Source organism: Bacillus hominis (assembly GCF_030348325.1).
GTDB classification, from domain to species: domain Bacteria; phylum Bacillota; class Bacilli; order Bacillales; family Bacillaceae_G; genus Bacillus_A; species Bacillus_A hominis.
This window is the reverse complement of record NZ_JAUCFS010000005.1, coordinates 2,832,189-2,844,686: the sequence shown is the minus strand read 5'-3', so window position 1 is coordinate 2,844,686 and position 12,498 is coordinate 2,832,189. Positions and strand designations below refer to the sequence as shown.

General features: G+C 34.3%; 13 protein-coding genes and 1 pseudogene. 7 read left to right on the top strand and 7 right to left on the bottom strand.

The genetic code is table 11. The features are described from left to right. The first annotated feature begins 340 nt into the window (after positions 1-340). Positions 341-916, top strand: a complete 576-nt coding sequence (locus tag QUF93_RS17215) for a class I SAM-dependent methyltransferase (protein ID WP_002120517.1) — start codon at positions 341-343, stop codon at positions 914-916. A gap of 221 nt (positions 917-1,137) precedes the next feature. Here the strand turns inward: QUF93_RS17215 and QUF93_RS17210 are convergent, their stop codons facing one another. Genes QUF93_RS17210 through QUF93_RS17185 form a run of 6 tightly spaced genes read right to left on the bottom strand, consistent with a single transcriptional unit; the run spans position 1,138 to position 6,252 of the window. After that, the gene (locus QUF93_RS17210; RefSeq protein WP_289359605.1) at positions 1,138-1,656 is read right to left on the bottom strand and encodes a PCYCGC motif-containing (lipo)protein; all 519 of its coding nucleotides are present in this window, start codon (positions 1,654-1,656) and stop codon (positions 1,138-1,140) included. Positions 1,657-1,703: 47 nt separating this feature from the next. Further along, positions 1,704-2,141: a disulfide oxidoreductase gene (locus tag QUF93_RS17205; RefSeq protein ID WP_289359604.1), complete on the bottom strand. Its 438-nt coding sequence runs from the start codon at positions 2,139-2,141 to the stop codon at positions 1,704-1,706. After that, positions 2,138-2,818: a DsbA family protein gene (locus QUF93_RS17200; protein ID WP_289359603.1), complete on the bottom strand. Its 681-nt coding sequence runs from the start codon at positions 2,816-2,818 to the stop codon at positions 2,138-2,140. The genes QUF93_RS17205 and QUF93_RS17200 overlap by 4 nt, the downstream gene beginning before the upstream one ends. Before the next feature lie 53 nt (positions 2,819-2,871). Beyond that, positions 2,872-3,456: an SCO family protein gene (locus QUF93_RS17195; protein WP_289359602.1), complete on the bottom strand. Its 585-nt coding sequence runs from the start codon at positions 3,454-3,456 to the stop codon at positions 2,872-2,874. 59 nt (positions 3,457-3,515) lie between these two features. Then, on the bottom strand, positions 3,516-5,903 hold the full coding sequence (locus QUF93_RS17190) for a heavy metal translocating P-type ATPase (RefSeq protein WP_289359601.1): 2,388 nt from the start codon (positions 5,901-5,903) through the stop codon (positions 3,516-3,518). Beyond that, complete coding sequence (locus QUF93_RS17185) at positions 5,893-6,252, bottom strand: ArsR/SmtB family transcription factor (RefSeq protein ID WP_289359600.1); 360 nt, start codon at positions 6,250-6,252, stop codon at positions 5,893-5,895. The genes QUF93_RS17190 and QUF93_RS17185 overlap by 11 nt, the downstream gene beginning before the upstream one ends. A 325-nt stretch (positions 6,253-6,577) precedes the next feature. On the opposite strand from QUF93_RS17185, the gene QUF93_RS17180 reads away from it, so the two are divergent. The 5 genes from QUF93_RS17180 (at position 6,578) to QUF93_RS17160 (ending at position 11,331) form a co-directional block, all read left to right on the top strand. Continuing rightward, positions 6,578-7,327, top strand: coding sequence for a metal ABC transporter ATP-binding protein (locus tag QUF93_RS17180; RefSeq protein ID WP_289359599.1), 750 nt, complete (start codon positions 6,578-6,580; stop codon positions 7,325-7,327). Next, positions 7,324-8,190 (top strand): metal ABC transporter permease, encoded by an 867-nt coding sequence (locus tag QUF93_RS17175; protein WP_002120497.1) that lies wholly within the window; start codon positions 7,324-7,326, stop codon positions 8,188-8,190. The genes QUF93_RS17180 and QUF93_RS17175 overlap by 4 nt, the downstream gene beginning before the upstream one ends. A 17-nt stretch (positions 8,191-8,207) precedes the next feature. Further along, entirely contained in the window at positions 8,208-9,143 is a 936-nt protein-coding gene (mntA, locus tag QUF93_RS17170) for a manganese ABC transporter substrate-binding protein/adhesin MntA (RefSeq protein WP_289359598.1), read from the top strand. Between the two features lie 383 nt (positions 9,144-9,526). Next, a complete protein-coding gene (gene menA, locus QUF93_RS17165; protein ID WP_289359597.1) occupies positions 9,527-10,438 on the top strand; it encodes a 1,4-dihydroxy-2-naphthoate polyprenyltransferase in 912 nt (303 codons plus the stop codon). 182 nt (positions 10,439-10,620) lie between these two features. Continuing rightward, positions 10,621-11,331 carry an alpha/beta hydrolase gene (locus QUF93_RS17160; RefSeq protein WP_289359596.1) on the top strand — a complete coding sequence of 237 codons (711 nt, stop codon included), beginning with the start codon at positions 10,621-10,623 and terminating at the stop codon, positions 11,329-11,331. Between the two features lie 115 nt (positions 11,332-11,446). Here the strand turns inward: QUF93_RS17160 and QUF93_RS17155 are convergent, their stop codons facing one another. Beyond that, positions 11,447-11,812: a YxeA family protein gene (locus QUF93_RS17155; protein WP_199709691.1), complete on the bottom strand. Its 366-nt coding sequence runs from the start codon at positions 11,810-11,812 to the stop codon at positions 11,447-11,449. 99 nt (positions 11,813-11,911) lie between these two features. Between QUF93_RS17155 and QUF93_RS17150 the strand changes: the two are divergent. After that, positions 11,912-12,424: pseudogene (locus tag QUF93_RS17150) on the top strand (DNA polymerase thumb domain-containing protein); the annotation flags it as partial. Between the last annotated feature and the right edge of the window lie 74 nt (positions 12,425-12,498).

Here is a 12,498-nt window from a genome sequence, read left to right as displayed (position 1 = left end):
CATAATGATTGTAAATCCAATTATGTAACAAGTTTAGCCTTACAAAAAGTTGCAACGAAGAATTTTTCATGGATATGACCGCAAGTATGTGTATAATTACTGGTAATCTTATAGGTTTTATTTGAAATTCGAACGAGAAATATATGGATTTCTGTATCTGACGTTTGAAAAACCCATGGTAAAGGGGAGAGAGGGAGTGTTTATAAGATATGCCCTTTAAGACAAACTATTGTTACAGAGCGTATTCAAATCTTAAGGATTCTTAAGGATTTCACTCCAGTTTCTTCAGGTTTGAATTTTAAACTATAGTAGTAAATTCAAACTATTGGAGTGATTAAATATGAAGCCTCTGTCTTTTTTATCTCAATATATAACTAATCCAAGAAACGTCGGTGCAGTACTTCCAAGTTCAAAGTTTCTTGCAGATAAAATGGTGGAAAGCATCAATTTTAAGGAAGCTAAATATATTGTTGAATATGGGCCAGGTACGGGTGTATTCACTAATAAATTACTTGAAAAACGAAATTCGAATACTACTCTTTTATTAGTGGAAAATAATAAAGAATTTTATTTATTATTGAAAGAAAAATTTGAAAAAGAGAAAAATGTCTTCATTGTATTAGGGTCTGCGGAAAATATTGACGAGTACCTACAGGGCTATTGCATTCCTTATGCAGACTATATTGTTTCGGGTCTTCCTTTTTCTAGTTTGCCCCTAAATGTTTCAAAAAAAATATTATTAACTACCACCAAAATTTTAAAAGAGGGTGGGAATTTTATTACCTTTCAATATACTAAATTTAAAAAGAGTTTTCTTAATCAGTTTTTTAATAGAATAGATGTGAAAAGGGAACTTAGAAATGTACCACCAGCGTATATTTTTAGCTGTTCAATCCCAAAAAATAGTGGAGAATAAGAAGGAACCAGAAATGATTATGAAACGGCAATATGAGGTACTGTCACATCGCTGCGCTATTTATACAGCAAAAAACGTTATCCTTTCTAAATAAGTTAAATTAGAGAAGATGACGTTTTTAATAACTTTACTGATTCAATATGAACTATACGGCAACAATCTATTACTAAAAAGACAGCCATCAATATGGCTGTTTTTTAGTAATAGATATTTTTATTATATTAAGCACTTGGCATCGGCGTTGGAGTAACGTTTATACCATCTTTCTTATATTGTTTATCGATGTGTTCTCGAATTTCTAAAGGGGATGCTCCGTTTTGTTTCATTAAAACAGCTTGGAAAGCGATATCTACACACTCTGCGTGATTCATCGCATGTGAATTCCATGTAACTTGGCCGTTTTCTTTCATCTCACGGATAAAACAATCTTTATTGCTTTTATGTCCTGAATTTTCATCACACCCACAATAACAAGGAATCCATTGTAAGAGCTCGATGTCTTTTCCTACCATTTTATAAATTTGTGAGACTTGTCCATTTGTAGTTGATGATAAGAAAGAAGGCAGAGTTTCTACATTAGCTGTTGTTTCTATCGTATCATCCTTGAAATGCTCACCTTTATTTTTTGTTTCTTGTAACTGATTTTGTGTTTTGTTGTCCTTAGTAGATGATGAATCATTAACGGAACTACAACCAATTAATAGGCTTACTAATAAAACTACAGGTATGATCTTTGACATCATATTGTCTCCTCTCTGTAGAAATACCTTTATATGTTATATTTTAATTAACTCGCTTTTGATTTCGTTAACACCATAAACAAAGTAATCATACAAAAAGCAATTAACGCTAAGAAGGGGATGGTTATAAAACCTAGCCAATTTATATAATCAACATTACAAGGAACACCTTGAACACACGGATTAATTTCTGAAACACCAGGGATCTTTTGTATTGCATAATGATAAAGTGAAATACTTCCACCAATAATAGAAATCGGTAATACATATTTTTTTATGTTCTTTTCATTGTAGAATGTTGCAATGCCTAAAATAATACAGAGCGGATACATCATAATTCGTTGGTACCAACACAATTCACATGGTATGAATCCAAGAATTTCACTAAAAAATAGACTACCTAGTGTCGCAATCATTGACACAATCCATGCAAAATATAAAGTGTAATTACGCCATTCAAAATTCTTTTTTGCTTTATTCATCATTTCTTTTCCTTCAATGCTTTTTCAATTAGATTTTTGATTTGTTCATAATCATAAGGATCAGACAACATTGTTCCATTTACAACAATGCTCGGTGTTTGTTCTACACCATAGTCTTGTGTTAGTTTCTCATCTCTATTTACTTCTTCTTGTTCTGTTTGTTTTTTCAAATCTTCTTCGAGCTGAGTAGTGTTAATACTTGGCGTATATGTTTTTGCAATTTCTAATAGTTTTTCCGGAGTAATCCATGGATCATCGTGATTTTCTGGCTGTGCGTTAAATAATTCTTTATGGAAGCTCCAATATGCTTGTGGGTCTTGTTTATAAACGGATTCAGCAGCTAAAGCGGACAATTTAGATTCTGTTCCGTGGAACAAAACATTCACATATGAAAATTTAACTTTCCCCGTATCGATATAGTCTTTTTGGAGCTGAGGGAAGATACGCTCACCCCATGCTTTACAAGCAGGACACTTAAAGTCACCAAACTCAATAACAGAGACTGGTGCATCTTCTTTTCCTAAAGTAGGTTGCTTACCAATAGGCGGTAAATTTTTTATCACTTTATTTGTAGCAACTTTTTCTTCTTTATTTAAAACGACGAAAGCTGTAACTGCAGCGAAAATGATTAATGTGGTAATTAGCAATAATTTTATGTGAGAGCCTTGTTTTTTCTTCATGTAAACACCTCGAATTTTTAGATTTTAATAGGAACATAATAAGAAACTTTTAGTTATCGAATTCGTTTAATATCACGGATGATATCCTCGTAGGGTGTATTTTGAAGACCTGAATATTTCTTCACAACTTTTCCATCTTTGTCCACGAGATAAAAGCTCGTACCATGTATAACTTGTGTATTATTTTCTGGTTTGGTTACAAGTGTTTGGAAGTTATCTTTTCCGAATTTTTCGATATCTGGTCGTGTATATCCTGTTAGAAAATGAGTTCGCTTCGTATCCATTTCATAGACTTTCATAAATTCTGTTATTTTTTCAGGTGTGTCTACTTCCGGATCTACACTAAATGATACAAACTCTACATCTTTAATTCCTTCTTCATCCAACATTTTTTGAAGTTTTGCCATATTGGCTGTCATAGGTGGGCAAACAGTTTCACAGCTTGTAAAGATAAAATCGGCTACCCAAACTTTATCTTTTAATTCAGAGGAACCAAACTTTTTCCCATTTTGATCTGTAAATGCAAACTTTTCTACATCCCAACCCAGTGAATCTCTTAGTTTATTATCACTACATGCTCCTAAGATTGTAATTACGGAGATTAGTAGAAATAATCCAATTACACGTGTTTTTTTCATATGTATACCCTTTCTAATTGTATTTAATGTATGGAGCTACTAGGTAGCTCCGTATTATATTATTTGTTTCGTAATAATCGCATACTGTTAAGAATTACAATAAGCGCAGCGCCTGTATCACTTAAGACAGCCATCCAAAGAGTAAGCCATCCTGGGAAGATAAAGGCAAGGGCGATAAATTTAATAATTAATGAGAACCATATATTTTGCTTAATGATGTGCAATGCTTTCCGGCTTAGTTTCATCGTATAAGGAAGTTTTTCAAGATTATCTGCCATTAATACAATATCTGCCGTTTCCATTGCGGTATCAGTTCCGGCACCGCCCATAGCAATACCAAGGTTTGCGGTAGCAAGGGCAGGGGCATCATTAATACCATCCCCGATCATGGCTACTGTTTTCCCTTCAGATTGAAGTTGTTTTACAGAATGAACTTTATCTTCTGGAAGTAAATTAGCAAAATAACGATCTACGTTTGCTTTCTGTGCAATATGTTCAGCTGTTCCTTCATTATCTCCTGTTAACATAACAGTTTCCTGAATACCTGATTGTTTTAATTCTTGTATTGTTCCATAAGTAGTAGAACGGATGGAGTCTGCTACTGAAATCATCCCTAAAATAACTTTGTCTGTTCCAACAAGTATCACGGTTTGACCAATTCTTTGCATTTCTCGAATCGGTTCGTTCCACATTTGAAGCGAAACTCCAAACTCTTCATATAATGCTTTATTTCCAGCGTAGTATGTTTCGCCATCTATCGTGACTTGCGCACCTTTTCCTACAATGGCGCGGAAGTCGGTTCCACTTTGAATAGAAGTTTGGTGTACTTTCGCATATGCTGTAATGGCTTTTGCAATTGGATGATTAGAATATTCTTCAATTGTTGCGGCAATTGATAATAATTCATCTTCAGTACAATCTAAGCTTCGTACATGCATTACTTTTGGTTTTCCTTCAGTCAATGTTCCTGTTTTATCAAACGCAATAGCATTTAATGAACCTGCGATTTCTAGAGCGGTACCGCCTTTAATGAGTACGCCATTTCTTGCGGCATTTCCTATTGCAGATACGATAGCAACAGGAGTAGAGATAACTAAAGCACAAGGACATGCGACAACTAGAAGTTCTAATCCTTTATAAATCCATTCCATCCATTCGCCTATACCAAGAAGGGGAGGGATAATCATGACACCAATTGCTAATACAAAAACGATAGGTGTATAAATTTTTGCGAAACGATCTACAAATGCTTCTGTAGGTGCTTTCTTTTCCTGTGCTTCCTCTACAAGGTGAATAATTCGAGATAACGTAGTATCCTCAACAAGTTTAGTTACTGTAATTTCAAGAGAACCTTCTTCATTGATTGTTCCTGCATATACAGAGTCACCAATCTGTTTATCAATTGGGATAGATTCACCAGTTATCGGTGCTTGGTTTACAGTAGAATTGCCTCCTACAACTGTGCCGTCTAATGGGATTTTTTCACCAGGCTTTACAACAATCGTTGTATTCACTGTAATATCATCTACCGATTTTTTTATAAGTTCAGTACCAACTTTTACCCAAGCTTCTGATGGTGCTAAATCAATTAATCCACGAATGGATTCCCGTGTACGTTCGATTGATTTATTTTGTAAGGTTGCTCCTAATGCAAATAACCAAACGACGGTTGCACCTTCTAGCCATTGACCAATTAATGCAGCACCAATTGCAGCTGATATCATGAGAACGTTCATATCAAGTGATTTACTTCTAATTGCATAAAAGGCGCTTTTAGCAGGTTTATAACCACCAATTCCAATGCTCGCCGCATAAAGAAGTGTGATAAGAAGAGGTGATATGTTTGTAAAACTTCCTCCAAATCCTAAAGCTAAAAATAATCCTGAGAGAATTAAAGTTGTATTTTTAGTTTTTTGAACAGGTGCTGTACCTCTACGATTTCCTGCTAAGGAAGCTCCAAATCCTGCGTTAGACACTTCTTTAATAATGTCATCCACATCTCGATCATGACGAATATGCATTTTTCCAGTAGCGAAGTTTACTCGAACTTCTTCTACGCCAGAAACATTTTGTAAATGCTTTTCGATTGTTAAAGCACATGCACCGCAATCCATACCTTCCACAAGGTATGTTTGTACGCCATCTCCTGATATTTTTTTTGTATTAATAAGAGGTGATGGGTCTTCGCATGAGCTATCACTACAGCAAGAAGAGTTTGAATGCGTTTGTTCTTTTTCTAGAGCTAATTCAGATGAACAGCAGGAAGAACTATTTTTTGTTTTTATAGAATCATTGTTACTACTGCAACAAGAGGTTTCCCTAGTAATAGGGTTGATTGGAATCTCTTTTTTAGAAGAGCAACATGATGGTGTTTCTTCTTTCGCAGGTGCGGAGGAAGAACCTTGACAGCAATTTGTTTGTTTTTCCTTCTCGTTCTTATCTGTCATGACAGTTTTCTCCTTTTTGAGATAAACAAGCATCGTTTTTATCACATGATGCTACTTCATTTTGTACGTCATGAAAGACAACATCAAACATAGTGAGTAACTGTTCAATTTGTTTATTACGTAAGGAGTAGTGGACATATTTTCCTTCTTGTCTACCTAGAATGATTCCGCATCCTTTTAAACAGTTTAGATGTTGGGAGATGTTTGACTGATTTCCTTGGGTGATTTCTACAATTTCAGATACTGTTTTTTCACCATCCATCATACATTGAAGAATTTGTAGTCTTGTTTTATCAGCAAAGCCACGGATGAACTTGGCTTTTACATCTAAATCATTTGAGTCACACAATTGTATCCTCTCCATTCGTATTAGTAATGACTAATATGTTATTCTTTATTCATATTAGCATTGGCTAATATGTGTGTCAAAATGAATTAAGAAAAGTTTGATTTTTTTGTTTTTTTTAAGGTATAAATTTTCACAATATATTCATAAATTATTAAAAATTAGTTTACAAATTTGCATCTAGCTTATATAATTTGACTCATATAAAAAAGTTTCCTTAAGGAAACTTAGTTGTGTGTTTGCATTTGTATTATATTTTTTTGTTCGAAAGTTGCCTTTGTGCAAAATAATTATATTTGCGAAAAAAAGAAGGGAGGATGCATAAAAAATGGCTGAGGCTATAATTGTCAAAGATTTATTTGTATCCTATCAAGGGAATCAAGTGGTTCAAAATGTTTCTTTTGAGATTGAAAAGGGAAAACTAGTTGGAATTATTGGTCCAAACGGAGCAGGAAAGTCGACTTTGATGAAAGCTATTTTAGATTTAATCCCGAATGATAAGGGATATGTTCGGGTTCTTGGAGAGGATATTCGAAGCGCTAGAAAGCGTATTGCGTATGTACCACAAAGAAGTGATATAGATTGGGATTTCCCAATTACAGTTTTAGATGTTGTTCTAATAGGAACATATCCATCTTTAGGTATGATGAAAAGACCGAAGAAGGAGAATCGGAATTGGGCATTTGAATGCTTAAAAAAAGTTGGAATGGAAGAGTTTAAAAACCGCCAAATTGGTGAGCTTTCAGGCGGACAACAACAGCGTGTCTTTTTAGCGAGAGCGTTAGCACAAAAGGCAGAGATATTCTTTTTAGATGAACCGTTTGTTGGAATTGATGTAACAAGTGAAGAGACAATTATTAAAATTCTTAGAGAATTACGCAAAGAAGGGAAAACAATTGTTGTTGTCCATCACGACCTAAGTAAAGCAGAGTCCTATTTTGATAAATTACTATTATTGAATAAGAGCTTAATTCATTACGGGGAAGTACGACAAGTATTAGAACCAACAGTTATGTCAAAAGCGTATATGAATCAAGGAATATTCTTCAATAATGCAGCGGAGGTACATTCATCATGAAGATTGTAGAATTTATAGATGCATTAATGCAGTATGGTTTTCTGCAGAAGGCGTTATTAACTTCCGTGATGGTAGGAGTTATTTGTGGTGTAATTGGGTGTTTTATTATTTTACGAGGTATGGCATTAATGGGTGATGCCATTTCACATGCGGTTCTTCCAGGAGTAGCGCTTTCTTATATGATTGGAATGAATTATTTTATAGGGGCAGTTTTAACAGGTGTTATTACTGCGGTTGGAATTGGATTTGTAAGTCAAAATAGTCGAATTAAACATGATATGGCGATAGGGATTATGTTTACATCTGTTTTCGCTGTTGGAATTATTTTAATTACCTTTATGAAGAGTAGTTCTGATTTGTACCATATTTTATTTGGGAATGTTCTATCGGTTCGTTCTTCTGATATGTGGATGACGCTTATCATCGGGGTGGTCATTATTGGCCTTGTAATTCTATTTTACAAAGAACTATTGGTGTCTACTTTTGATCCAACCATGGCACAAAGCTACGGATTACCGAATAAATGGATTCATTATGGCTTAATGATTCTTCTAACAATGGTTACAGTTGCATCACTTCAAACTGTTGGAATTATTCTAGTTGTTGCGATGCTGATTACACCAGCGGCTACAGCGTATTTATTAACAAACCGTTTATGGGTCATGATTTATTTAGCGGCAGGCATTGGTGCGCTTTCATCTGTAGTGGGGTTATTCTTTAGTTTCTCTTATAATCTTGCATCGGGTGCAACAATTGTTCTTGTTGCAACATTCTTGTTCGGATTGGCATTCTTTTTCTCACCGTCACAAGGTTTGTTTTGGAGAGCTATTAAAATTAGAAAAAATAGAGCAGAGTTGTCATAATTGATTGGAGGATAAAGATGAAATTTAAAAATGTTTTATTATCAGTAATTTGTATTTTTGTATTTGCATTAACAGCGTGTTCTAGTAACACAAATGGAAAAGAAGAGGGCAGTGGAAAATTAAAAGTTGTAACAACATACTCCATTATATATGATATGGTGAAGCAAATTGGTGGAGATAAAGTTGAGATTCATAGTCTTGTTCCAATTGGGGCTAACCCGCATGAATATGATCCGTTACCAAAAGATGTTATGAAAATGACAGATGCAGATATGGTATTTTACAATGGATTAAACCTAGAAGAGGGCGGGGCATGGTTTAAAAAACTATTGAAAACAGCAAATAAATCAGAGAAAGATGCACCTGTTTATAAAGTAAGTGAAGGTGTAGAGCCTATTTATTTAGAAACAAAAGGATTAGAAAAAGAACCAGACCCACATGCATGGATGAATATTAAAAATGGTATTGTATATGCTGAAAATGTGAAGAAGGCATTAATTAAAGAAGATCCTAAAAATAAAGAGTTTTATACTGAAAATGCCGACAAGTATATAGCAGAACTTCAAAAGTTACATGATGAAACAGTAAACAGAATTCATCAAATCCCTGAAGAAAAACGTTTCTTAATCTCTAGTGAAGGTGCTTTTAAATACTTTGGAAAAGCATATGACATTAAGACAGGGTACATTTGGGAAATTAACTCAGAAAATCAAGGTACTCCAGATCAAATTAGAGATGTTGTAAGTTTAATTCAAACAAACAAAGTTCCAGCTTTATTTGTAGAAACAAGTGTAGATCGACGTAGTATGGAAACTGTTTCAAAAGAAACAAACGTACCAATTACGGGTACAATTTTTACAGACTCACTAGGTAAATCAGGTGAGGATGGAGATACTTATTTGAAAATGATGAAATGGAATACAGATACAATTATTAGTGGGTTACAAAAGTAAAATCTAGCTATTTTTCAATGTACGTAACTATTGAAATTTTTAAAAATAAGAGAAGAAAGAGCCAGCTCATATGAGTTGGCTCTTTTATTTATCCCGCTATTTGTGGGCCGGTAAGACTCACCTTAAAATTCGGCGAATGCGAGGGGGTTAGGAGGGAGTCGGGATGCACGTAAAAGTAGGATTGGTGTGTGCTATTAATCAGTGGAGGATGGACACCCCTACTGATTAAAGTTTCATTTTATAATTTTTTACTGTATTAATAGTAGATTTGTTAGAAAGGATAATCATTTATTTGATATAATTAATGGATGTGAAGCAGGAAATAGATAGAAAGATACTTCTAGCGATTTTATACTTAAAATGTAGGGAGATTGAACAGAGTTATGGGGAATGAAAAAGAAATTAGTTCCGCTAAATTAATATGGAAGATGACGCGCCCACATACATTAACGGCGACGTTTTCTCCTGTAATTTTAGGGACAGTGGCATCACTGTATGTTGCCGAGATTCATTGGCTTTTATTTATTGCGATGATGAGTGCATGTTTAGCATTGCAAATAGCAACGAATTTATTTAACGAGTATTATGATTTCAAACGTGGATTAGATACAGCTGATTCTGTTGGAATTGGTGGTGGAATTGTCCGTCATGGATTGAAGCCAAAAAATGTTTTAACAGTTGCGCTTTTATTGTATGTAGTAGCAGCTTTTATTGGCATTTATATTTGTATGAATAGTAGCTGGTGGTTAGTCGTCATTGGGTTAATTGGGATGGCGGTTGGCTATTTATATACAGGTGGTCCATTACCAATTGCGTACACTCCGTTTGGAGAGTTAGTTTCTGGATTGTTGATGGGGACATGTTTTGTACTCATTGCTTTCTTTATTCAAACGAATACTATAACGATTGAAAGTGTATTGATTTCCATTCCAATTGGAATTTTAGTAGGTGCAATCAACATGTCGAATAACATCCGAGATATCGAAGAAGATATTAAAGGTGGAAGAAAGACATTAGTAATCCTCCTTGGGAGAGAGAAAGCTGTAGTAACGCTAGCTGTAGCCTTTTTCATTGCGTATTTATGGATCGCCGTAATTGTATTAATGGGTTATATAAGCCCTTGGGCATTAGTTATGTTCCTAGGTTTGAAAAAGCCAATCTCTGCAATTCAAGGTTTCCAAAAAGGAGTAAAGGAACCTGGATATATGCGCATAGCAATGAAATCAACAGCGATGACAAATACGATTTTTGGCTTCTTATTATCAGTCGGATTATTAATTAGTTACCTGTTTTAAATAAAACTCCTTAACAATCGGATAATAGTGTTAAGTGACTAAACCCCAATTTCTCAATTTTTATATAGAGAGATTGGGGTTTTTATTTTTGTTTGTTTTTGAATGATACTAACAGATTATTCGACAATCAGACTAATAATAATTAAAGTATAGAATATACACATCTTAGGGAGGGTATATATGTGAAGAAGTGGATGAAAATTGTTCTGTACTCTTTATTAGGTATTTTACTTATGGGAAGTATTACGTTTTTTGTTTGGTCTCAGTTTACTTATAAACCAACGAAAGAGGCTTTGTCGTTAGTGGATGATAAAAAAGATGAAGATAATATAATTTTTGGAGAGAAAGAGTCTAAAATAGGGGTTATTTTTTATCAAGGTGCTAAAGTAGAAGTTGAGTCTTATAGTTACTTAGGGGAAGCTCTTGCAAAAGATGGGCATTTTGTAGTAATGCCTAAGTTACCATTAAACTTAGCGATACTGGGAATAAATGAGGTAGACAGTGTAATTGAAAAGTATCCTGAAGTTCAAAAATGGTATGTTGCGGGGCATTCAATGGGCGGAGCTATGATTTCTAAGTATGCCTTTCAACATGAAGAAAAGGTAGATGGGATCATTCTTTTGGGTTCTTATCCTGCAGATAATTTCTCTACTAAATCGATTCCTATGTTATCAATTTATGGGGAAGTAGATGGTTTAGCAACTGTAGAAAAAATAGAGAACAGTAAAAAGTTAATGTCAAAGAATACAACTATGCACATGATAAAAGGGGGCAATCATGCTAATTTTGGCATGTATGGTGAGCAAAAGGGTGATAATGCTAGTTTAATTACGTCAAAAGCACAACAAGATGAAACAGTGAAAGTAATTGAACAATGGTTATTAAAACAATGATAATTAATTTAATATATTTACCGAAAGAATTCTCCTTTCTCAAGTTTGTGAAGGGCGATAGCACAACGGTAGGTGGGAGAGGTAATAAAGAGCCAACTCATAAGAGTAGGCTCTTTTATTTATCTTCTATGTCCAATTGTTTCCTTATTTTCTCCGGAATATCCTTTTCAGAAATAACGTCGTAAGAATAGACATACTTTCCTTTCACATGAATTTTTAAGTGAGTCTTTCTTATAAAATCATTAGGAGTGTTCGTTCCTACTGTATATACCTTCTCATTCCTTAATTCATCAACACCTTTTAATGAGTACATAGCTCTTCCTTTATGATGGTAATCCGGAACGCCATATCCCTTCGCAATGGCGTATACATTTTTTTCTTCAGCAATCGGATTAAATCTGTCTAAATCCCCGCGTAATATGAAAGGTAGTAAGTATATAGGAAGGCTTATTCCTATTATGCAAAGTACAAATTTCTTCATTATTGTTTCTCCTCTTGTTAATTTACATATGTAAGTATAGAAAAAACTTCTTATGAATATAGAGGGAAATTTCTTAAGTATTTCTTAAAAGATTTTTAAAGTACAGTTGGCATTGGTCCGAATTTATTGTTGAGTAAAGTAGCGATGGATGTGGAAGCGAAAAAGAATAGGGATGGAATTGCGCACTGGACGTATGACGATATACCCGAGAAGTTATGGAGCATTAGACCGCTCAGTAAATTTTGGGGTATATCGTATAAAACGGAAATGAAATTGAACCGAAAAGGTATACATACAATTGGAGAATTAGCTCAGTATCCTTTGAAATATTTAAAGCAATCTTTCGGGGTAATAGGAGAAGAATTGCATCTACATAGTAATGGAATTGATTTTAGCAGAATAGCAGAGAAATACGTTCCCGCAACAACATCGATAGCGAAAAGCCAAATATTATTACGTGATTATTCGGTAGAAGAGTTCATAGTTATTTTATTAGAGCACATAGAAGAAGTTTGTTATAGGTTGAGACGGGAAAAGAAATACGCGCAAACAATTCATTTTTCAGTTGGATATAGCAAGGAATACGGTGGGGGAATAAAAAAGGCACATACTAAACTTTAATATATCCAACTTAATTAGGGGTAGCACCACACATCCATCAACTTAAGAATTTTATAACCCCCAAA